At 41.6% G+C, this 24,225-nt stretch carries 18 protein-coding genes and 1 pseudogene; 10 read left to right on the top strand and 9 right to left on the bottom strand.

Going from position 1 to position 24,225, the window contains the following annotated elements; translation table 11 throughout:
• Positions 1-584: 584 nt before the first annotated feature.
• Positions 585-2,903 carry an FdhF/YdeP family oxidoreductase gene (locus Xmir_RS01025; RefSeq protein ID WP_099112638.1) on the top strand — a complete coding sequence of 773 codons (2,319 nt, stop codon included), beginning with the start codon at positions 585-587 and terminating at the stop codon, positions 2,901-2,903.
• A 240-nt stretch (positions 2,904-3,143) separates the two neighbouring features.
• Here Xmir_RS01025 and Xmir_RS01020 read toward each other — a convergent pair whose 3' ends face one another.
• From Xmir_RS01020 to rtcR, 8 genes are all read right to left on the bottom strand, one after another.
• Complete coding sequence (locus tag Xmir_RS01020; RefSeq protein ID WP_099112637.1) at positions 3,144-4,103, bottom strand: hypothetical protein; 960 nt, start codon at positions 4,101-4,103, stop codon at positions 3,144-3,146.
• Positions 4,104-7,628 (bottom strand): toxin VasX, encoded by a 3,525-nt coding sequence (locus tag Xmir_RS01015; protein ID WP_099112636.1) that lies wholly within the window; start codon positions 7,626-7,628, stop codon positions 4,104-4,106.
• Positions 7,625-8,935, bottom strand: a complete 1,311-nt coding sequence (locus Xmir_RS01010; protein ID WP_099112635.1) for a DUF4123 domain-containing protein — start codon at positions 8,933-8,935, stop codon at positions 7,625-7,627. Before Xmir_RS01010 ends, Xmir_RS01015 begins: the two co-directional genes overlap by 4 nt.
• A gap of 513 nt (positions 8,936-9,448) precedes the next feature.
• Positions 9,449-10,390 (bottom strand): aspartate carbamoyltransferase, encoded by a 942-nt coding sequence (gene pyrB / locus Xmir_RS01005; protein ID WP_099112634.1) that lies wholly within the window; start codon positions 10,388-10,390, stop codon positions 9,449-9,451.
• Between the two features lie 58 nt (positions 10,391-10,448).
• Entirely contained in the window at positions 10,449-10,607 is a 159-nt protein-coding gene (locus Xmir_RS24235) for a hypothetical protein (RefSeq protein ID WP_167336746.1), read from the bottom strand.
• An 82-nt stretch (positions 10,608-10,689) separates the two neighbouring features.
• A complete protein-coding gene (locus Xmir_RS01000) occupies positions 10,690-11,118 on the bottom strand; it encodes a carboxymuconolactone decarboxylase family protein (RefSeq protein WP_099112633.1) in 429 nt (142 codons plus the stop codon).
• Positions 11,119-11,177: 59 nt separating this feature from the next.
• The gene (gene rnz / locus Xmir_RS00995; protein WP_099112632.1) at positions 11,178-12,095 is read right to left on the bottom strand and encodes a ribonuclease Z; all 918 of its coding nucleotides are present in this window, start codon (positions 12,093-12,095) and stop codon (positions 11,178-11,180) included.
• Between the two features lies 1 nt (position 12,096).
• Positions 12,097-13,701: an RNA repair transcriptional activator RtcR gene (gene rtcR, locus Xmir_RS00990; protein WP_099112631.1), complete on the bottom strand. Its 1,605-nt coding sequence runs from the start codon at positions 13,699-13,701 to the stop codon at positions 12,097-12,099.
• Between the two features lie 1,030 nt (positions 13,702-14,731).
• Here rtcR and Xmir_RS00980 point away from each other — a divergent pair.
• From Xmir_RS00980 to Xmir_RS00940, 9 genes and pseudogenes are all read left to right on the top strand, one after another.
• Positions 14,732-15,820, top strand: a complete 1,089-nt coding sequence (locus Xmir_RS00980) for a slipin family protein (RefSeq protein ID WP_099112775.1) — start codon at positions 14,732-14,734, stop codon at positions 15,818-15,820.
• A 26-nt stretch (positions 15,821-15,846) separates the two neighbouring features.
• Positions 15,847-17,073, top strand: coding sequence for an RtcB family protein (locus Xmir_RS00975; RefSeq protein WP_099112774.1), 1,227 nt, complete (start codon positions 15,847-15,849; stop codon positions 17,071-17,073).
• A gap of 19 nt (positions 17,074-17,092) precedes the next feature.
• Complete coding sequence (locus Xmir_RS00970; protein WP_099112629.1) at positions 17,093-17,902, top strand: nucleotidyltransferase domain-containing protein; 810 nt, start codon at positions 17,093-17,095, stop codon at positions 17,900-17,902.
• Positions 17,903-17,962: 60 nt separating this feature from the next.
• Positions 17,963-18,508: an RNA 2'-phosphotransferase gene (locus Xmir_RS00965; RefSeq protein WP_099112628.1), complete on the top strand. Its 546-nt coding sequence runs from the start codon at positions 17,963-17,965 to the stop codon at positions 18,506-18,508.
• Between the two features lie 48 nt (positions 18,509-18,556).
• A complete protein-coding gene (locus Xmir_RS00960; protein ID WP_099112627.1) occupies positions 18,557-19,183 on the top strand; it encodes a LysE family translocator in 627 nt (208 codons plus the stop codon).
• 410 nt (positions 19,184-19,593) lie between these two features.
• Entirely contained in the window at positions 19,594-20,547 is a 954-nt protein-coding gene (locus tag Xmir_RS00955; RefSeq protein ID WP_099112626.1) for a hypothetical protein, read from the top strand.
• A 277-nt stretch (positions 20,548-20,824) separates the two neighbouring features.
• Positions 20,825-20,986: pseudogene (locus tag Xmir_RS27790) on the top strand (RHS repeat-associated core domain-containing protein); the annotation flags it as partial.
• 299 nt (positions 20,987-21,285) lie between these two features.
• On the top strand, positions 21,286-22,386 hold the full coding sequence (locus Xmir_RS00945; RefSeq protein WP_099112625.1) for an AAA family ATPase: 1,101 nt from the start codon (positions 21,286-21,288) through the stop codon (positions 22,384-22,386).
• Entirely contained in the window at positions 22,383-23,057 is a 675-nt protein-coding gene (locus Xmir_RS00940) for an RloB domain-containing protein (RefSeq protein ID WP_099112624.1), read from the top strand. The genes Xmir_RS00945 and Xmir_RS00940 overlap by 4 nt, the downstream gene beginning before the upstream one ends.
• A 55-nt stretch (positions 23,058-23,112) precedes the next feature.
• Here the strand turns inward: Xmir_RS00940 and argF are convergent, their stop codons facing one another.
• A complete protein-coding gene (gene argF / locus Xmir_RS00935; protein ID WP_099112623.1) occupies positions 23,113-24,126 on the bottom strand; it encodes an ornithine carbamoyltransferase in 1,014 nt (337 codons plus the stop codon).
• Positions 24,127-24,225: the final 99 nt, after the last annotated feature.

Raw genomic sequence — 24,225 nt, 5'->3', positions numbered from 1 at the left:
GAGTCATATCTGTATCGTGAGAAGCGTGGATTTTGTGTCAAAATAGCGTTCCTGCTCGTTATGTTCAACATTAACTTGCTGAACATAACGGGTAATCGATATTAACACTCATCATACTCAGTTAAAATAATTCTTTATTAAAATAATAACACCAATCTTTATTAAATAAGATTGATTAATTTTATATTAATATTTTCTTATGCTGAAATTCTCCATGAGAATGAAAAAGATTTATTTATACCAGTATGGTAATTTTACAGTTTTCCTCAACCCTGATAGTGTATATTCGATCTCCATCATATTGTTATTCATGACCGTGAATAAATATCGTGAAGAACGCTATCTACGTGCTATGTCAAATCCCACTTTTGACTTTGATAAAGTTGTTTTATGCAATTCATTAATCAACAAAATTTGCTGGACTGAACGGTAAAGACAGAAACGTCATCCATACAATAACTCGGTTTTTTCGTAATATCACCACGGAATAATTACCATAATGGGTGGATAGGAGTATGATTATAAAGAGGTAAATATGTGGCCAGTCTGTGTTGTTGACCGCGGCATAAAAAATAGAGATTTTTATGAAATTCAAATCAAAAATAAAACCTTATCACTCGGCTGCTGGTGGTTGGGGTTCTCTGGAGGCAACAACCCGCTTTGTCTTTGATAGTAAACAAGCACTAAAAAATATGGTTAACCTGATGCGCATGAACAAGCCCAGAGGCTTTGATTGTCCGGGATGCGCATGGGGAGATGATAATAAAAGTCTGTTTAGCTTTTGTGAAAATGGCGCGAAAGCAGTCACTTGGGAAGCAACTCGCCGGCATGTTGATCGGGCGTTTTTTGCGGCTCACAGTGTCAGCAAACTCTACCAGCAAAGTGATTATTTCCTTGAATATCAAGGGCGGGTTGTTGAGCCGATGAGCTATAACCCACAGACAGATCATTATGAACCGATTAGCTGGGAGGATGCTTTCGCCCTGATCGCCAGCCATATTAAGGCAATGGATGATCCTAATCAGCTTGAGTTGTATACCTCCGGACGCGCCAGTAATGAGGCTTCATGGCTTTATCAATTGTTTGGCCGTGTGTTGGGAACGAATAACTTCCCTGATTGCTCCAATATGTGCCATGAAGCCAGTGGCTATGGCATGTTGAAAAGTCTGGGGGTTGGGAAAGGGACTATTCGGCTGCAAGATTTTGATCACGCTGATGCCATCTTTATTTTTGGTCAAAATCCCGGTACAAACCACCCACGGATGCTGCATAGTTTACGGCACGCTGCTGAACGTGGTGCTCGTATTGTCACATTTAACACTTTGCGTGAGCGCGGATTGGAACGTTTCGCTGATCCACAAAAACCGCTTGAAGTGATCACGCCAATGGCGGGAGAAATCAGCCACCGTTATTACCAGCCTAAACTTGGTGGCGATATGTCCGCGGTGCGTGGGATGGTTAAAGCGCTTTTGGAAACGCATAACGCCCTGCTAGCGGAAGGTAAATCAGGTATCTTCGATCTGGAATTTATCTCAACTTACACCGAAGGTGTGGACACTTACTTACAAGAAGTTGCTGCGACTGAATGGTCATTTATTGAAAACCAATCAGGATTGACGGAAGCGCAACTACGCGAAGCGGCAACCATCTACCAGAATGCTGAACGTGTTATCTGCACTTGGGCAATGGGGATAACTCAACATAAACACTCTTTAGTTACCGTGCGTGAAATCGTTAACCTCCAGTTATTGTTTGGGCAGTTGGGTAAACCCGGTGCTGGGTTGTGTCCGGTGCGTGGTCACAGCAACGTACAAGGAAACCGGACAATGGGGATTAATGAACAACCTTCCAAGCCATTCTTGGATAGTATGGCAGCCCATTTTGGCTTTGAACCTCCTCGTGCCCACGGTCATAATGTGGTGGAAGCGCTGGGCGCTATGTTGCGGGATGAAGTCAAGGTTCTGATTGCGTTGGGTGGGAACCTCGCGGCGGCAGCGCCAGATAGCCCACGTACAGAAGAAGCCCTTAAGCACTGTGACCTGACCGTACACATCAGTACAAAATTAAACCGGAGTCATCTTGTTACCGGTAAACAAGGCGCTCTTATCCTGCCGACATTGGGCCGTACTGAACGAGATATTCAGGTGACAGGTCCGCAATTTGTGACGGTAGAAGACTCTTTCAGCATGGTTCATGCCTCGGAAGGCGTCAATAAACCATTATTTGATACCCAACGTTCTGAGACAGCGATTGTTGCCGGCATTGCTGATGCTACAGTAGGTAATACAGCGACAGTTAACTGGCTGGAATTGGCTGGGGATTACAATAAAATCCGTGATCATATTGCAGCGACCATTCCAGGGTTTGATGATTTTAATAAAAAATGTGAACATTCGGGTGGTTTCTATCTTGGTAATGCTGCCGCTGAATTACGTTTTGCCACACCGAGCAAAAAAGCGGAATTCAGCCATGTGCCGTTACCAAAAACGTTGTTCCCGCAAATTGATGGCGCTGACGTGCCTTTCACCTTGCAGACCCTGCGTTCTCATGACCAATACAATACGACTATTTATGGTCTGGATGACCGCTATCGTGGAGTTTATGGTCAGCGGGAAGTCCTGTTTATGAATCCGGAAGATATTGCTCAATCAGGATATCAGGCTGGTGATTTGGTTGATATTGAGACGGTATGGAATGATGGTATCAAGCGCAAAGTTTCTGGTTTTAAGTTGGTTCCTTACACCATTCCACGCGGAAACCTTGCCGCCTATTATCCAGAAACCAATCCATTGGTTCCAATGGAGAGTTTGGGTGATGGTACAGGTACGCCAACTTCAAAATCTGTGCCGGTGAAATTATCCCGCACTGAGCAAAACCAATCTGAACCTCAGCGCCTCGTATAAGGTGTATTGAAGGTTAAAAACCGCTAACAGTACGTCGATTCAGGCTCGGTTTTTGGAGATACGTTTTTTGGAAATAAAGACGATCTTCATTAAAAAAACCGAGCTGGATAAAGCGCGTTATAAATGAATTTTCTCAACGAGAGTTCAGGGTGTTCGGAATCGGCTTCACTGACGGCTTGTCTGCCATAGGCTAGCACCGAGTAACGTAATTTTTTTGGCAAACTCATTAGTCCATTCGTGTTATCTATTTTTTGCTCTATCCTGTTTATCTAATGCCGCCAAAATATGTTCAAGTTGATCATCAAAATCAGCGGGTTTCTTATCTTTGCGCAAAAACAGGGCAGGAAAGCGTTTATAGTCCGTGGCGGCAACCGCATCTTTCCCTTGCACCAGATATTTGACGATAAAAGCATGGGCTTCATCTTGCCGTAGTTTGGTGTTGAATCCCCATAAGGAGCCGTAAGAGAGACACATTTGGAAAGCACGACGCGCCAGCGTATTGTTATCATCCAGCGTATACAGTGCCAGCCCCATCAAATGGACGATTTTCATCGGATCAGTTTGATTAGAAATGCCCACTTGTGAATAACGGGCAGCATAAACCTTGCCTTTGTACCAGCTAAAAAACAGTTGGCGATTCCGGTCAATAAATAACGGAGCTTGCAGCTTCCAGAAAAAGCACCGATGTATCAGATAGATAGAAGAAGCCAATAAGAAACTGAGAAGTAGAAAATCGGTAATTAAAAATTTGGTACTGGCATAGTAATAGTTATAGCGATAATAGAGATATTTCCAGAGAGGGATGATTTTATCATTACCAATAAAACGGGCATTTTCTATATTATCAGGGATATCTTTACGCATATAAAAATCTTCTCCGTACTCTTCTCGAACAATTTGAACCCATTTTAAAATATTGGCTTCATCGTTTTTTCTCTCCTCAATAAAATTAGAGATATGGTGATGAAAAAACATTACCATACAAATCAGAAGAGGGAAAAATACGATGACCCGGGCAAATCGTTGGGTATTGCGCAGAGCACATTGATTATCGTCAATACTATGTAGGGGAAGATAACTCTGTAATGCTTCGTAGCTTTTTTTCACCATTGGAGTAGATAGCAGGGGTTCCTGTTGGTCGATCAGTGGTGTTGGGGTTACATCGTGAAGGGTCGTGGTTATTCTTTGTGAATGGTTCATTTATCGAAGCTCCTCACCTTTAAATCCTATAATCGGTTTTTTATTCATTTCTTTGTTTGTCAGGTAACGTAATGGAACGATGGTATCTTCATATGGAATATAGTGCCAAAATATTTCCGTTGTTTCTTTATAGGGATAAGAGGCTTTATCTTCAATGTTTATGGTTAGTTCCAGGTTACCGTTTTTGTATTCAGCTTGAGCTGTTTTCAATGCTTCACGAAATTTCTCTGTAAATTCTTCATCGTAGATATAGAGCCTTCCATCAATCTCTTCAGCTCGATATTTCAACCCCTTATAACACTCTTTTTCTTTCCTTGATGATTCCATATGTCGTTCGATAGAATCTACAGGTGCCCACCTGCCTGCGGCCCAAGTATTGGCGGGTTCTTTAGGCAGTGGTTTATAAAAAGCATACTGGAGATCAGCGCTTCCTGCCTGAAAAGCGGGTAATGTAAAAATATAATCAGTACTGAATCTTTTGTATTCCTGTTTTGGTTTAATGGCTAAGCTAGGCATAAAGAACAGGTTGATGAATTCCTGACTTTCAATATTAAAAGCAGCTTTAGTTTCATCTGACATCTTCCTTGCTATTTTTAACTGATCTGAAAATAATGCTGGTCGTTTACTTGTCCCCCAAAAAGGATACATATCCCCATTTCCCCAAAAACAGTTACGGACCAGATTTTGCATATCTGATTGGTTATTCAATATCAGGCCTATGGTGCCGCCAATCACCAGCAACCAGCCAACGACAGTCAGCCCTGTTATCAATGCAGCGCCTAGTGCTGCTAACTCGACCCCCGTTGCTACCGTTACGGCTGCACCCACTGCTGAACTCGCACTTATGACACTAACAGTACCTAATGCCGCACTGCCTAATCCTATCGCATAGTTACTGTATGCCGCACCTTTATTGCTGATAGATGCTGCTTTTCGACCATCAATAAAGGAAACATAAGCACCGAAAATATTCACTAACCCAAGACCTGATTTTACCCATGTTTGTTTTAGTTTATTTTCCAGATACTTTGAAGCTTCTATGGATTTATTTAGCAGTGTTGGAGAAGCATTCGGTATAAATTTAGGAGCATGTTTAGTGACTTTGGATGTGATTAGTGTTAAATCGGCAGTTGCTGAAATAAGAGCTGTTGTAAATTTAACAATATCATAAGATTTACTGAGTTCATCCTGATCCAATGGGTTATTTTGGCTGAATTGGGACTGTATAACGACAGAGGTTGCCGTTTTGACATTAAGAAATAAGCTAAAACCCGGTGCTGTTTTTTGCAGTAAAATTGCTGTCTTGTGTGTACCGACTTTAAAAAAATCAAAAGAAGTATTAAAACCTTCTTTGATGGTTATTTTAGCAAGTTTGATGCCAATGCTGGCTTGAGTTGACGCCATTTTTACTTGGTCAGATACCACATGACCTGCTTTTATACTGGAATCTCCTGCTTTCCTGACGGCATGTTCAAGTTGTTGTTCGGCCTTACTGGGGACAGCAGTCTCCTGCAACTTTTTATAGAAAAGGGATTGTGAGTGATGTAATTTCCTGAATATTTCATGGTGTTTGGGCATTCTTGCCTTTTTATTACCTGAGTAATGTTTTTTATTGGTTATTTTTCCTAATCGTGTTTTGATGTATGCGAAATCGTCAGCAGTGATATGAGGCCCTGATCGGTAATCAATAACTGTACCAAAAGGCTCTAATAGAGCGGGTATAATCTTGTTGGCAATTAAACGAATGGCTGCATCACTTAAATGAGTCAAAGGGCCTTTTATTTTTAGGGCACCTGTTTCCATTATTGCTAACGCTTTACCGAGTATTCTGCCAAACATCTGAAAAAACTTTTCTGATACATATTGGATGGTTATATGAATCTTTATAGATTTCTCGTTCAACCAATTTTTAGATTTTTGAACGGATTTTTCAGGATCATTAATATAGTCTTTTGTATTACCATAAAGTTTTTTGGTATCAGTCCCAAGTTTGGAGGCAATCTCTCCGCTTTCACCATGTGTCAGTATTTTTACCATGCCGGTTGCGGCAATTTCCCAAGCGTTGGTGCTGTATTGAGGAGAGACTTTATCTGCTGCGCTCGTAATGGCGTTATTTTTCGCATGGCTCTGTTTATTGGGATCAGATAAGCCATCAGATAATGTTGTTACTGCATCGGGGGATGCGATGGATATATCCGAATTTTCAGCGGCGAGTGAAATTAGCTCTTCCAGCATTTTTTCGGATGTAATGGACATTTGCAATCCATTGAAAATATCATAAATAAGATCAACAAATATATGAATTTCCTGAATATCATTCTCTTCTAAAATATCTTTCTTGGTATATTTATGGACAGAGAAAAAATATCGAAAATAGTGATCTAAGCTGCCGGTTTGCCCAGTAACGCCAGAAGCACTGGCAAAGGCTTTAAATAAACTAATAAAATTATCCTGTCGTTTTTCAAACTCCAGATGCTGAGCTTTCATTGATCTCCAGTATTTTTTTATCGCATCTTTATTACGAACAGATCCAAAGGCACGCTTATTCAGTGGTTGGCTTCGATAACTTTCAGCAAGGCTCTCCATGTATAAGCCGATCGTCATAGGGTAAAGATCCTGCTCGGCGTTATATTGCTGAATCATATCCAGAATATTATGCGCTTCCAAAATCTCCTTCTGCCGCCCAACGGGATCATGCAGGATCACAATCCGTGATTTTTCCTGATAACAGAGCTTTTTTCGGATCTCAAGCGCGATATTGTCTGCATCCATTTCATAGGATAGCTGAGTGGTCAGTTCATCAATCCGGAGGGTGGCTAAATCCAGATCACCGAAATTCTTGGCATCAATTTTGGCTTTGGCAGCAGTAAACTGTTCCTTACGAGTTTTGTAGTCCTGAATTAATTGCGTGAAATTAGCTTCGTTGGCCTCAATGGCATGGGGTTGATTGTCATCATCAAGGTTAATGAACTGCATGGTTTTTTTGCGCAGCTCTAAATCACCGTTTATACGGGCAATCACATCGGGATGCCAGAGATGTTCACTGTAGGCAATGCTGATATTCGAAACATCTTTCGCGACAAATAAAAAAGGATATCCTTCGCCATTTAAACCTGGCTCCGGTACGATACCATCACGCGCATCTTTCATGTTTCGGTAGATGAATTTCCTAAAATTCTCGGTTTGCTGCTTCCCGTTTTGTTCATATTTAAAGATATGGAAATAGGCAGTTTTACTCGGCCGATGTTCCATACTGTCTTCTTCTCGAATGTAAATCCAACCCGGGCGCATTAAGCGGGCAGCATAGCCTTTACTCTCTTTCAGCGTTGTCGCAGACATTAACGTGTGAATATCAGGTGGCGCTTCGGGTTTCTCCAGCTCTTTTCCGAAAAAATTCACATAGGCATAACGGACAGGGTAAATAGGCTTAATATTCCCATCACACGGATATTTAGCATTTCCCATATCCAGTCTGGATACGGATTTGTTCGCATTTTCACTAATGTCTGTTATTGAAGAGGTCATGACTGGCTCCATGTTGTCGGGTTAAGGCATTCCTTGAGAAGTTTGTAGGCGCGGGCTTCCTGATTGGAGGGTTCAGATAGGACGGCCTCCAGTGCGTGATCCCAGAGCACTTCATTTTTAGCCGTGACAGAACGCGCCACAATATAATAAAGCCCCGTTAGCTCAAGGGTGAATCCGTTCAGGTAAGCGTAATTGGCTTGTTGGGTAATAAAAGGCAGCAACTGGTCTTCAGGGATTTGACACTGTTGTTGAACATGCTCTTTGATGAATGTTTTCACTTTATTGAAGTACTTTTGCTGCATGTACCGTTCAAAATTGAGGTTCATTCTGTCATTAATCGTGACAGTTTCGAGTTTGGATTCTCTGATGTTTGCTGTTACGCAGGCTTTCATCAGGCGATTTTCATGATTAAAACCGTAAATGACGCCGATATGCCGCATAAACGACTCAAGAGCGCCCCGGGACAGGCTTTTCAGGGTTAAATCCAATGTCAGTGGGTAGTAAAAGCGGAAAAATACCCATTCTTGGTTGTGTTCTTGCTGTAAGTAAGGAAATTTGCGCAGGTGGTTATACAGTTCATCGAATTGACTATCAGTATGGATAAAAATCCCGATATCCGGCGTATAGTGGGTGATGAATATCTGTCGCAGAAATTCCTTATCCTCATGACCTGTCAGTTCGACCAGATAAGGAGCGGCATCTTCGAGGGTAATTTGTGTTGTTCCTTTAAACAGGCAGCGGTAAGGCAATCCGGAAGCCATCAATGAAGGAACGATAAAGTGGCCAGCATGTTTATGATAAACCGCCGCATCAATCACCATATAGCAGCGGGAGTATTTCGTTGCGTTTTGGCTCTGCTGATAAAGCAGGGAATATAAATCATCACTGATCCAGTATCGGTTAAAGGGATTTTCGCCCGTAAAGGGTGGGCAAGGGTAGTGGATGATTTCCAAATCACCGGTATCAATAGGGAGTGGTTCGCTGATATCCTGCGGATTCAGTACGATAAGGGACTGCGCTTCGCTGACTTGTTCAAGATTCAGGATCAGATGTTTTTCCAAATGATGGCAGATATCCAGATATTGCAAAAAGGGCAAAATTTTCTCGTATTGGCCTTCGTCTGCCCGCAATGAGTGCAACATATGATCAGATAGTTGAACCAATGCTTGATGCTGGCTTTTAGCCTGAATTAAGGCTTGTGCACAGTAATGTCGGGGTTTTTGTTGTTCAGAACCATGGTAGCCATATGAAAATTCGGCTACCCAAATATGTTCATACTGTTGATGGTAATCCTTTTGCCTTTGCATGATTTAATATCGTCAATTTGTTTATCTTTAGCCGGAATATTTGGGAATTTGGCAGATTATTTCTATTTTTCATTCACTGTGTGGGTGAAAAATTGTCACTGAACAGAAATGATGAACATCCTTGTAAAATCTGGAGCGGGCTGAGAATAAACGAAAATATCAGATAGCGTATCCATTAATATGGCTCCATAAAGTACTCACCATTAAGATAACGTGACAAAGCACATGTCATCGAAACGCACAATAATAGCCTATTTTGATAACAGGCTAAAATAAGAAAAGCACTTTCAAATATACGTATATTTGAAAGTAATTATTGTAATTTTAATTGTTACATTTGTTATGTTTTATTTCAGAAAATTAGAATGAATTACAATAAAAAATAATAAGACGGAAAATTATTTATTGGGCAAGAGAAAACTCAATTTCTCTTTATCAACCTATTATGATCAAGGAGTAATTTCCTCAATCATAATATCAGTCACTATTTATTCTACTTAACGATCTATTTCATCATTTTTCGATAACAACTTCTTCATTCAAGACCAGCGATAACAATGCCTGACGGGCAAAAATACCATTACCCGCTTGCTGGAAGTAGTAAGCATATGGCGTTTTATCGACATCTACCGTGATTTCATCAATACGTGGCAGCGGATGCAGCACTTTCAGGTTTTCTTTTACATTCACTAAATCCGCAGCACGCAGGACAAACTGAGCCTTGATATTGGCATATTCTGAAGGATCAAGACGTTCTTTTTGGACGCGGGTCATATACAGAATATCCAGTTCAGGCAGGACATCTTCAAAGTTACTGTGGAGGCTGTAACTGACTTGCTTCTCTTCCAGCATATGCAGGATATAGCCTGGCATCGCAAGGGCATCTGGAGCGATGAAGCAAAAATGGTTGCCATTAAATTTTGCCAGAGCTTGTGTCAGCGAGTGAACGGTGCGGCCATATTTCAAATCACCCACCATGGCGATTTTGAGATTTTCCAATTTGTTCTGAGTCTCTTGAATGGTGAACAGGTCAAGCAACGTCTGGGTTGGATGCTGGTTGGCACCATCGCCAGCGTTAATGACAGGAATATGACCGGAAAACTCAGAAGCCAATCGTGCCGCACCTTCCTGTGGGTGGCGCATGACGATCGCGTCGGCATATTGGCTGATGATAGAAATAGTGTCAGCCAGCGTTTCTCCCTTTTTGCCCAATGAGGTATTGCTGCTGTCAGCAAAGCCCACCACGGAAGCACCGAGTCGCTGAATGGCGGTTTCAAAAGAGAGACGAGTGCGCGTTGAAGCTTCAAAGAAGCAGCTTGCGATCACCTTGTGTTTCAGTAACTCAGTCTGTGGATTGGCTTTCAATGCAGCCGCCGTTTGCAATACCAATTCCAGATCTGTGCGGCTCAGATCATTAATTGAAATGATATGCTTGCGATATAACGGGTTAGCCATGTTTACGTTCCTCTTTTATGACTTTTAGCCTTGGACTGGGCAGGCAAAAAAAAGCCCCTCAATTGAGGGGCTTTTTAAATGTTCGGTTGAGCAATGGGAAAAACAAAACGCCTACGCTGCCAGCAGACAGTGTTTCGTTAGCTTGATGTTTTGTAACGGCTTTTACAGCGCAATCTTTCATGTTTTCTCCCAGCAAATCGTCGCGCATTATACTCACGATAGCTTTCACCGCAAGGTTTGCAGGAAGAAATTTTTGTTTTCACTACTTGTTAAACTGAATGACCAGAATAATGATGTGATTATTCGCTTCTATCACCCAAACTTACTGCCATTCTGTTAAGGGCATTCATGAGAGAAATCGCGGCAGTCAGGTCAACAATCTCTTTTTCCGTAAAAACGGTATCAAGGCGTTTTTTAATTTGATCCAGCGTGCTTTGCCTGATATTTGTTGTCAGGGCTTCACACCATTCCAGAGCCAGTTTTTCTTTTGGGCTGTAGATACTGGAGTTGAACCAAGCAGGTAGTTTATCCAGTTTTACTTGTTCTATGCCATGATCCTTACGGATGGCTTCGGCATGAAGATGACAACAATAAGCACAACCGTTAATTTGAGATACCCGTGTTTCTACCAACAGAATCAGTTTTTGATCCAGTTCAGAGGCATGGATTTCTGCATAGCTTTTATAGAGTGGACTAATAATGCCGGGTGAAATTTTTGCGTAATCCATTTTTATCTCTTAATTTATTTTTGTTGAAAGGAAATTAACGATAACAAGGTAACAGGCAATTATTTAACTGCAAACACCGCAAAATCTTCAGCCAGATCGGTATTAGGGAATATTTCCCGACATTCCGCCAATAACCGAGGGCACTCCTCGATACCATAGCGCCCGCTGATATGTGTGGCGATGAAATGTTTTACTTTGGCATCTCGTGCCAGTGCTGCGGCTTGTTTGGTGGTGGAGTGTCCGCGCTCATTGGCTTTTGGAGCGAAGGCATCTTCCAGTGTGATTTCATGCACCATTACATCAACATTGGCGGCCAGTTTCAGGGCTTCCGGCGTGGGTTCGGTATCCCCGAAAATGGCCAGTGATTTGCCACGAATCGGTGTACCTAAATAATCTTTGCCACAAATTGTGCGCCCATCTTCTAGTGTTACCGTACCTCCTTGTTTTAATGTTTGCATCCACGGGCCACGGGGAATGCCATCCTGATTCAGTTTTTCGGCATTAAGTGCGCCGGGTTTATCGTGTTCCTCAATCCGGTAACCATAACATTCCACTCTGTGGTTCAGGGCATAAGCAGTAACCTTGAGTTCGCCATCATCAAACAGTTGTCCAGATTGAACTTCGATAATTTCCAGTGGGTAAGTCAGGAAAGAACTGCTCATCTGCAATGCAGTTTCCACAAACTGACGTAGGCCTGTTGGCCCATATAAAGTGAGGGGATCGGTGGAACCGCCCATCGAACGGCTGCACAGTAATCCGGGTAAACCGAAGATATGATCGCCATGCAGATGAGTGATAAAGATTTTCTCCAGTTTAGGTATCTTGATGGAGGAATGAAGGATCTGGTGTTGCGTTCCCTCACCACAATCAAACATCCATAGCGCGTTGCGGGTGCCCTGTAAATCCAGTATCAGGCTGGTAACATTGCGTTCTTTGGTGGGAATGCCGGCGCTGGTGCCTAAGAATTTCAGTTCCATATTATTGTTCTCCTAATGATGTTGAATACTTTGAATATTGAATACTGTCCCAATCCAGACCGAATCGGGCAAGATACTTACGTAATCTATCGGCATCATTGGGTTGTTTTTTATGTTGGCGGGAAACGGCGAATAGCTTGCGACCCGCTTCCGATAAGCTATTGGATTCACGGCAGACTTTAATCACCGTTTCCAACTGTTGGCGGTCAAACAGATCAATATCTGGCAGATGATTCGGTAACAGGGAAGATTGCTCTTCTCCACGCCAATTCTGTTTGAGCCGTATGATTTCTTCTTCGACTAAATAGTGGTTGATACGCCCATTTTCGGCAAATGTCGCCATCCGAGCGACGGAAGCACTGAGTTCACGAAAATTTCCCCGCCATTGCGCCTGTTCTGAACAGGCAAAACGCAGGTAAATTTGCCGCGCTTCTCTATCAAAGCGAACTTGTGTTTGTTGCATTTGTGCATAACGGGCAAGTTCATAATCGATGTTGGGCTCAATATCTTCTCGGCGTTGCGCCAAACCGGGCAGTTGATAAGTCCACATATTGATACGGGCGTATAAATCTTCGCGGAATTTTCCCAGAGCCACCCAATCACGCAGGTCGCGGTGTGTGCCTGCAATTAACTGAAAATCACTGTAGACTTCCTTATCCGAACCATAAGGCAGGAAGCTTTTTTCTTCGATGGCTTTCAGGAGCATCGCTTGTTCATCCAATCCCAATTCTGCCACTTCGTCAAGAAACAGAATGCCGCCATCGGCTTCACGCAGCAGCCCGGTGCGTGGTTGAATCGCGCCTGTAAATGCCCCTTTGACGTGACCAAATAACGTAGACATTGCATTATCGCCGCGTAAGGTCGCGCAGTTAACTTCCACAAATCGCCCGCTGATTAAATGGCGTGATTGCCGTAACTGATAAATCCGGTGTGCGAGAAAGGATTTACCTGCACCCGTTGGCCCGGTCAGCAGAAGGGGGGCGGTGGAGCGCAAGGCGACACGTTCAACCTGGTCGATCAGGCGGTTGAAATTGGCGTTGCGCGTAGCGATGCCTGATTTCAAGAATGCGACTTGTTCCTGTTGCTCACGAAGAAAACGGCTGGTCAGCGTGGTATAGCGACTGAGATCTAAATCGATAATCGTATAAACGCCTTCGGGATGGCCCTCGCGATCGTCATTTTTGGGGGAAGTCTGGAGTAACTGGGCGGGCAGATAACGGGCTTCAGTCAGCAGGAACCAGCAAATCTGGGCAACATGAGTGCCGGTTGTGATATGAACCAGATACTCTTCGTTTTCAATATCGAAAGGGTAACGAACGGAGAAGTCGAGCAAGGCGGTATAAACTTCTTCAAAATCCCATGGATCTTCGATTTGAATTTCGTTCAATACCACTTTTGTCTGCGGTGAAACGTGCTCAACATCCTCTTTAACTCTTTCTGCCAATACGTAATCATGGGCTTGGTAGAGCAATTCCAGTTTATCAATCGGTAACTCTGGTTGTTGGCACATCCCGATGGTAGGACGCCATTTTGTCCAGCGATTGGCTTTCTTGCCCCGCCTGTCTAATGTTGTACCCAAAATGCCAATGGCAACTCTGCGTTTCATTGTTTTCTCTTTTTGATTATCTGAATTTATAAACAACGATATAGAAAGATAAGAAATTTAAACTGTAAAAACAATCATCAAGAATGAATGAAAATAAAAACAATTATTTTTCAAATAGATAAAAAATATTTCTGCTTTTTTCAATGTTGGCACGCAATTGGCAATAACCAGAGAGTCAACACACTGAAATAGCATGGATTCAAAATCCAGCCGGTACATGGGTGATGGCATAACGTCATTACGCCACATGTATTCCGTCAGTGGAAAGGCAACTGATGAACAACATTAGGGTTATGTTGGGTTCGAATCCCAAGTTCGTAACATTAAATAAAGTCTTTTACTTTCCCAGTAAAACACACTGTAAAACAAAGCAATAAAAACGTGGCTGCCTGTTGAGGGCCACCATTTTGAAGACTCGGCAGATGCTGCTGGGTTAAGGGCAGGATACTGAGCTACCGCAGGTGAAGTACTGATGTATTCCCCCCTTGGCTTCGCGCTAATGCCCGGTTTTCAGAATGAATGGAATAGCAGAAGGAAAATAACAATGATGAAAAAAATCAAAATATTGCAGGGACAAATTGGTTTATTGGCAAAAGAGGGTGAATACCAAAAGGTTTTGACCGCAGGCGAGTATCGTTTCTATGACTGGTTTAACAAACTGGAATTAAAGGTTTTTTCACTGAATGGCGATGAAATCGAGACAAAATTGGCAGAACACTTACGCCAGTACCATGTCGATTGGGTTGAGCAGCACTGCGACGATATTCAGTTTGCAGAAGATGAAATAGGGCTGCTGTATGAACATGATTTATTAACGGAAATCATACCACCAGCCGCTCGTCGTTTGTATTGGAAAAATGATAGACAGCGCCGAATTGAAATACGTAAGGCCACAGAACAGAGGATATCTCCCGAGTTATTGGCCTTATTACAGCCTTCAAAAGTACGTAAACGCAGCGTCAAAGGATTAGATGGTACGTTGATCGTCCAGATTCCCGCGTGGCATATCGGCGTTTTGATCATTGACGGTATGGTGCAACAGTTATTGCAGCCCGGTTTGCAAGGTTACTGGTGTTTTGGACACCATGTCGAGGTTGAAATCATTGATACCCGTTCACAGGCGCTGGTTGAAGAAGATTTGGCTGAGCATTTGCGTCAGCACCATAGCGATTGGGTAGAGCAATATTGTGATGACATCCAGATTGCGGACGATGAAATGGGGTTGCTGTATGAGCATGATGTTTTAGTGGAAATTTTATCTCCTGCAACGCGCTGCTTATATTGGAAAAATGGTAACTCACGTCGCGTTGAGGTACATAAATCTTCAGAACTGGAGGTTTCGTCTGAATTGGTTTCTGTGTTGTCTTCTTCTGCATTGCGTCAGCGTCGTGTGAAAGGATGGGACAGTGTTTTGATCACCCAGATTCCGGCCTGGCATGTTGGGATCTTAAAAGTGGATGGTGTAGTGCAGGCGCTATTGCCGCCGGGTTTAAAAGGGTACTGGCGGATTGGATATGACGTCACGGTTGAGACAGTTGATATCCGTTTGCAAGCACTGGAAGTGAGCGGGCAAGAAATCTTAACGCGCGACAAAGTTAATTTGCGCATCAATTTATCGGCCAACTGGCGTTATCACGATGTATTGCTGGCTTACGAGAAACTAAGCGAGCCTGTGGCGTACCTGTATCGTGAGCTGCAATTCACTTTGAGGGAAATTGTGGGGACACGCTCTCTGGATGAGCTGTTGGAAAATAAGCAAGTCATTGATGAACTGGTAAACAAACAAATCCAGCAGGTGATACACGATTTTGGGCTGGAAGTGGCCTCTTTGGGAGTTAAGGACATTATTTTGCCCGGCGATATGAAAGCTATTTTGTCGCAGGTTGTTGAGGCAGAAAAATCGGCACAGGCTAACGTGATCCGTCGTCGGGAGGAAACGGCGGCGACACGTTCACTGTTAAATACCGCAAAAGTGATGGAAAACAACCCGATCGCTTTGCGTTTAAAAGAGTTAGAAACACTGGAAAGTATCGCGGAACGAATTAATCAAATTTCAGTATATGGCGGTTTAGATCAGGTTCTAAACGGATTGGTACAAATTAAAGGAGAACAAAAATGACAATAATTAAAGTGGAAACCAGTGAAATGAAAACCAACGATTATAACTTATTGGCGCAAGAGAATGGCTCGCCAGTGAAGATGTGGACGAACGGCGTACCGGTTGATCCTAAAGCCATTATCCAGTTGCAGAATACGGCCAAGATGCCTTTCGTTTTCAGGCACCTTGCGGTAATGCCGGATGTCCATGTCGGTAAAGGCTCTACGATTGGTAGTGTGATCCCGACACGTGGTGCGATTATTCCGGCTGCGGTTGGGGTGGATATCGGTTGTGGAATGATTGCGGTACGTACTTCGTTAGTGGCCTCTGATTTACCGGATAGCCTGTTGAATATCCGTCATGCCATTGAAGCCGCTGTACCGCATGGGCGTACCGTAAATCGCGGAAGTCGCGATAAAGGTTCTTGGAATAAAACGCCGGAGATTGTGGATCAACATTGGGGGACGTTGGCGGATGGATTTAAGCGTATTACCGACAAATACCCCAAGTTGTTGAATACCAATAACCATCATCATTTAGGAACGTTGGGAACCGGGAACCATTTTATCGAATTATGTCTTGATGAAGCGGATCGCGTTTGGGTGATGCTACATAGCGGTTCCCGTGGTGTTGGTAACGCTATCGGTAACTTATTTATCACGCTGGCGCAGAAAGATATGCAGCAGCATATCGCTAACCTGCCTGATCGCGATTTGGCGTATTTCGAGGAAAGAAGCCGCTATTTTGACGACTATATGGAAGCGGTCGGTTGGGCGCAGGATTATGCTCGCCAGAACCGGGAAGTGATGATGCACCGCGTGCTTGAAGCGTTGTCTCGCGAAATCCCGAAACCTTTTACAACACAGCAGGAAGCGGTGAATTGTCACCATAACTACGTACAACGTGAACTGCATTACGGTGAAGAGGTTTTGGTAACGCGTAAAGGGGCGGTATCTGCCCGTAAAGGTCAAATGGGAATTATTCCGGGTTCAATGGGCGCGAAAAGCTATATTGTCCGCGGCCTTGGAAACGAAGAGAGTTTCTGCTCATGTAGTCACGGAGCAGGCCGGGTAATGAGTCGTACCGAGGCGAAAAAACGCTTTACCGTAAGCGATCAACGGCGTGCAACGGCCCATGTGGAATGCCGTAAAGATAGCGATGTGATCGATGAAATTCCAATGGCGTACAAGGATATTGACGCGGTAATGGAGGCTCAATCATCGCTGGTAGAAATCGTGCATACCTTGCGTCAGGTAGTATGCGTAAAAGGATAAGTATCAAGAAGTAGGAAAAATGGAAGAAATGGAAAGGGAAATAAAAACAAGAATGGTTAGTCCTGCCATGCGTTCGCGCATCAGACAGGAACTGGCCGGAATAGAAAAAAATTATGGCGTGCGGATATTATACGCTTGTGAATCAGGCAGTCGCGGGTGGGGTTTTGCCTCACCTGATAGTGATTATGATGTGCGATTTATTTACGTTCATCCGGTAGATTGGTATCTCAAAGTGGAAGCGGGCCGGGATGTCATAGAATTGCCGATCAGTGACGAATTGGATATCAGTGGTTGGGAACTGCGTAAGGCTTTGAAATTGCTGAAACAAGCCAACCCCACTTTGATGGAATGGCTGGATTCTCCTCTTATTTACCAAGCTGACCCAGCGGCTACTAATGGGTTGAAAACGATGGTGCCGCATTTCTTTTCGGATATTAAAGCCCGCTATCACTATCTTTCGATGGCGAAGAAAAACTTTCGGGGTTATCTGCAAGGTGAAGAAGTTCGGTTAAAGAAATACTTTTATGTATTGCGTTCCTTACTTGCTATCCGTTGGATTGAAATGGGCAAGGGCATGCCACCGGTAGATTTTACAACGCTGGTGGCGGGAACGGTGGATGATCTGCAATTAAAAATGGAAATTGATGATCTGCTGCGAATTAAACGGGCAGCAAATGAGGCCGAATATGGCCCGCGTAAACCGAGAATTCACACTTTTATTGAATCGGAATTGGATGAAACTTTGATGCGCTGTGAGCTTAAAGATAAGCGTGAACGCGGCTATGCACTGCTGGATGATTATTTAAGGCGTTGGGTGATGAAACGTTAGCTTTATCATCATCAAACATTCATCATCAAACATAGGGAATTCAGACTAACAGGTAAAAACATGGATCGAGTCGATACTAAGATCAGTAAGTTTTTAAGTTACGTGTTGCGCCATCAACCGGAATCCATTGGTTTAGTATTGGATAGTGAAGGATGGGTGGATATCGGCACACTGATAAAATGTGCCGCTAAGCACGGTAAGCGATTGAACTATGCACTTATTGAGCAAGTTGTTGCGACTAATGATAAAAAACGGTTTGCCATTTCAGAAGATCAAAAGCGCATCAGAGCAGTACAGGGGCATTCGACTAAGCTGGTGGATATTGGCTATCAAGAAAAAATCCCGCCAGTGATTTTGTATCACGGTACTGCCACCCATTTTTTGGATTCGATTTTTAAACAAGGTCTAGTGGCGGGAACACGCCATTACGTGCATTTATCGGCAGATCAATCCACAGCGACTAAAGTGGGGCAGCGTCATGGCAAAGTTGTTATCTTGAAAATTGAAGCCCAGTTGATGTATGAACACGGTTTCAAGTTTCATCAGGCGGATAATGGCGTTTGGTTGATAAAATCCGTGCCTGTTGAATATATGCGTATTATTTAGCATGTTAAGTAAGCTGATTTTTACCCTGTTTTTACTTCGGAGATAAACATGGCAGTTATGGATTCCCTGCTTGCATTTACTGTTGCGGCGACATTACTCACATTGACCCCGGGTCTGGATACAGCACTTGTTTTGAGAACCGCAACAGCGGAAGGCGGTAAAAAAGCCTTCCAAGCGGCACTTGGCATTAATGCGGGCTGCTTCATTTGGGGAGCAATGGTGGCATTTGGTCTTGGCACATTGATTGCTGTATCAGAGTTGGCATTTAACATATTGAAATGGTGTGGTGCACTGTATTTATGCTGGTTGGGAATTCAAATGATTTGGCATCCCAAAAAGGATCTTGGGGAAGAGGCTTCTTCTTCGGTTAAAGGCCATAATTGGTTTATCAGAGGGATGTTGGGTAATGTCCTCAACCCGAAAATGGGCGTATTTTATGTTTCATTCCTGCCCCAATTTATCCCCCAAGGGCACTCAGCTATTTTATGGACTTTCAGTTTGGTCACGATCCATGTATTGCTTGGCACATTGTGGTCGCTGTCATTGATTTACGCCACACGCCCTCTTTCCCATCTATTACGTCGTGAAAATGTGATTAAGTGGATGAATCGCGCAACCGGCGGGCTATTTTTGTTTTTTGCGTTTAAATTAGTGTTGAGTAGTCGGCGATATTGATTGTTACAAATTATGTGTTTTTTCATTATTCTCTTTGGGTAAGATAAATATCTGCCCAAGAGATTTTGGGTTGCAATCAACAAATATGCTATAATAGATATAGAAACCAATTGGGGTGTTTTTATTTTTTATTGTAGTGAAAATTTATTGTAGTGAAGACATCTGCATTAATAAATATATTTATGCTATGAATTTTCATGATAAAAATAAAACATAGTGTTTTAATGATATTAAATAAATATAGCACATTATGAGTTATCCCAAATGTTTAATATTTATTATGATATTGATTTTTTAAGAATATGATAGTGTCTGAGCGTGAATGAACATTTCATGTAGGGTTTAACCAAAAAGCGTAACAAACCCCGTCCGTTGAGGCATACACATGGCATAAAAAGGGAGGTGGTCAAATGACTGTTTCTTTATTTTCTTTTGAAGCCTATTTTGTTGATGGGAATACCAAAGCGACAGATAAGCTTTATGCCAATGGAAATCATCAAGTTAGGGTAGCCATTCGTATTATAAAACAAGTGGATGGAGTAAATACGCCTTTAACTGATGAAGAGAAAGAGAGTGTGACAATGACTGCCCGCAGTACGGATCCGAATGTGCCTCTCTATCCAGATTGGTCATGTGATAAAATCAAAAATGAGTACGATGAAGGGCTTTTGGATGATAAGAAAAATATAGATAGCACAGTAAATTCAATTATGTTAGAGGATGAAGATAAAAAAGAAACTATTTATCGTTATTTGCGGACGAATACGAAAAATTATAAGAGTATGGAATTTATGGTTGTGGTAACTATAGATGGAAATAAATACACAACCAATATGCAGAAGTATTTAAATATTCTGACAGTCACTCCACATAAACCGTATAGAATCTATAGATCTGATCTTCGATTAAAATCTAATCTCATTGCAAATCATGAATTTGAAGAAGGGTATTACGTAAGGGTTTATATACTTTGTTGGATATTACCCTACTCATTAACAATAAAGAAGCAGGAACTAATAGGACATCAAGATACATGGTTGGGAATAACCGTTTATAAAAGGACATCCAATAACCAAATACAATCCGGTACTGTGTTAGAGATGGATATAATTAAGGAGGATTGCAGAATTGAAGATACGATGGCAGCAGCAGGTTTACCCTATGGTGACTGGCCTATACCAATCATAAGTGGTAACCAGTTTATCAGGGCTACTGTTGGATGTTGTGATAAATTTCACTATAAACGTGACGAAGATAATCTAGGAGGCCGTATCAATATCATTGATAATTTCGGGTGTCTTGCTAAATTTTCTGTGATGAGAAATATTGACAGCATGTTTTTACATCTTGAAGATGCTGATTAATATCTGCCTTTATATCTGATTCACTTGAATCCTGCATTATCAAGTGAATTGGATACATTTATATTCAAAAATTATTATCAAAAGTGCGTGCAATGATGCTCTCAATCAGGGGACGAAATTCAGTGCAGTGATCTCAATTCTCAGAAAATTATCAACACATCCCGTTATTTCTTAATGAGAGTCCTAATTATGACAAATAAATCCCTTCAGGTTCATTACAAAACATCCATAGTCACTGTACAAGACAATAACTGATCTGAACTATGAGAGGGGAATTGCAAGCTACAAGGCCATCCGATATTCAGGCAAAGAGCGGGATGTGACAGGGCTATATTATTATGGCTACCGTTATTATCAGTCGTGACTCTCTCGCTGGTTAAGTGCCGATCCTGTGGGAACAGGAGACGGCCTGAATCTGTTCAGGATGGTAAGAAATAATCTGCATAAGCTCATCCTGTGTTGCAGGGGGAGCTTCATGAAAAAATTTTGTGAAGAACTGATTGGGAGCGTAAGCTGATTGATAAATTGGCACTGACAGAACCGATCAAGATATAGAGCTAAAGCTATATATATGCTAATTTATGACTATCACAGTCATTTCTGTGAGATATTTTTATCACAAGTTGTTAAATTTGTAGTGTTACTTATAACTCATTGAAAATATTATATGTATAAGTAAAATAAGGATGTTAAATAATAAAAGAGAAACTATTTTCTCTAAAATGAAGAGAGCGCGATATGAAAATACTATCATTAGCATCATGTTACAAAAATCTAAAAATTGAAAAGATAAACTTTGATAGTTTAACTTTGTTAGTCGGTGCATCTGGAGTTGGTAAGACGCAAATATTATCAGCGCTGAATAAATTAACCCGTATTGCAAATGGAGAAGGTATTAGTGGTTTTAGTTGGGCGGTTGAATTTGAAATTAATGAAAATAAGTATATTTGGTCTGGAGAATTTGATCGGATCTATGATGATATAGATAATCTCTTCTCTTACAAAGAAGAAAGAGAAAAAGCATCTATTGTTAAAGAAAGTCTGATTATAGATAATAAGGAGGTGATTAAAAGAAATAGAGAGGGGATAATTTATAATGGTACTTCAATAGTTAAGTTATCTCAGAATGAAAGTGTGGTTAGCTTATTACGTGAAGAAGATGACATTGGAATTATTAGAGAAAACTTCAGAAAAATAGTAGCAATAGAAACGATTGATGATAGAATTAAATCTATTCCTTTACTTAAGGATATGGAAAATGTTAATGATGTTAAGGCTACAATAGTAAATAATATTTATTATAAGCTCTATTTATGTCAGAAGAAAAATCAAAAACTTTTTTGTTCTATAAAAAATAGATATGAAGAAATATTTCCACTGGTTGAAGATATTTTAATTGAAAAAGAAGATATTGTACCATCACATAATATTACTCTAATTAAATTGAAAATTAAAGAAAAAGGCATTGAAGAATGGATTTCTCAACACGAAATGTCATCTGGAATGCTAAAGGCGTTAATACAAATAGCTTATATCTATTTAAGCCCAGAAGGTACCGTATTTCTTATTGATGAGTTTGAGAATGGTTTTGGTGTGAACTGTATCAATGATATTACTGATATTCTTATGGAAACAGGGAAGGGTTTACAATTTATCCTGACAAGTCATCATCCTTATATTATCAATAATATTCCTCTGGAAAATTGGAAAATTATATCAAGAAATGCCGCAATGATATCATCAAATAATGCGGAGGATTTTAATTTACATGAGTCTAATCATGAGGCATTTACTAAATTGATTAACCTTGATATATATTTAGAAGGAACAAGAAGATGAATATTTATATTTTAGTGGAGGGTAAGCAAACGGAGCGAAAGGTTTACCCCGCTTGGTTAGAACATTTAGCTCCTTCAATAAGGAGAATTGAAAGTCTATCCCAATTAAAGGATAACAACTATTATTTGATTAGTGGGCAAGGGTATCCCCATATGTTAGATAATATGTTGAAAAATAGCTTGTTAGATATAAATCAATATAAAAAATTCGATGCTTTCTGGGTTGTACTGGATTCTGATTTTTGTGACTTAGAGGAAAGGAAGAAATTTATCCTTGATAGAATAAAAGAAACAAGTATTGATATAGGAGCTTGTTCTGTTGAAATAATTTTTCAAAATCCATGTATAGAAACATGGGCCCTTGGGAATAAGAGTATGATTTCCCATAATCAATTACATGCGGAGTTCTCCGATTATTTTTACCATTTTAATGTAAAAGATAATGATCCTGAATTGATGAGAAAACCGGATGATTTCTCATTTAGTGATTCTGCTTATCATGGAGACTATCTTAAAGCTATGTTATCTGTTCGTGGCATCAGATATACAAAGAAAAATCCTCAAGGAGTAATAGAAAAATATTATTTGGATGAATTGATTGAGAGGGCTCAGGATGGCAATGGGCATTTGAAAAGTTTTTTCCACTTTTATCAGCTCGCGTCATCGTTATAATAAATTATTATAAGAAACGAGAAAGCGGTGCTCAATTACACCGCATAAGCCCCAATTACCCATTCAGCTTTTCCACCAACGTCGCCACCATCACCGCCTTAATGGTGTGCATCCGGTTTTCAGCCTGATCAAACACAATACTGTGTTTTGACTCAAAGACTTCGTTGGTCACTTCCAGGCCGCCATATAAACCAAATTCTTCCGCCAGTTGTTTACCAAGCGCCGTCTCTTCATCGTGAAAGGCCGGAAGGCAGTGCAGAAATTTTACTTCTGGGTTCCCCGTCATTTTCACAACGTCCATATTGACCTGATAAGGCTTTAATAATGCAATGCGCTCCCGCCAGACTGACTTTGGCTCACCCATTGAGACCCAAACATCGGTATACAGAAAATCAGCTTCTTTTACGCCTTGTGTAATATCTTCTGTTAGAGTGATCTGACCACCAGTTTTCTCTGCGTGTTTTTGGCATTCTGCAACCAAATTGGCATCAGGCCAGCAGGCTTTGGGCGCGACTAAGCGGAGATCCATCCCCGTCAATGCCGCAGCTTCCAGCATGGTGTTACCCATGTTATTGCGGGCATCACCCAAATAAGCAAATTTGATTGCAGATAGCGGTTTTTGGCTGTGCTCCTGCATGGTCATTAAATCCGCCAGCAGTTGGGTCGGGTGGAATTCATCCGTTAGGCCATTCCAAACCGGAACACCTGCGTATTGCGCTAACGTTTCGACAATGTGCTGACCGTAACCACGGTATTGGATGCCGTCATACAGGCGCCCAAGCACTCGTGCGGTGTCCCTGATGGATTCTTTGTGCCCGATCTGGCTGCCATTTGAGCCTAAATAGGTAACATTGGCACCTTGATCATAGGCTGCGACTTCAAATGCACAGCGTGTACGGGTGGAGTCTTTTTCAAAAATAAGAGCAATGTTTTTTCCCTTGAGTAAAGGCGATTCCACTCCTGATTTTTTATTCGTTTTTAATTCATGAGCCAATGTTAAAAGAGTATTAACTTCTGTAGGGGTAATATCAAGAATTCTTAGGAACGAGCGTTGAAAAAATGGGTTCATTCTGCATTGTCTCCATCAGTGCAATATTGAATTTATATTCACTATAGCTCGATAAAAAATCCGATTGCAAGTTTCGTTTTTTGTGCTTGCGAGAGCGAC

Source organism: Xenorhabdus miraniensis (genome assembly GCF_002632615.1).
This window is presented reverse-complemented; position numbering and strand designations above follow the sequence as displayed.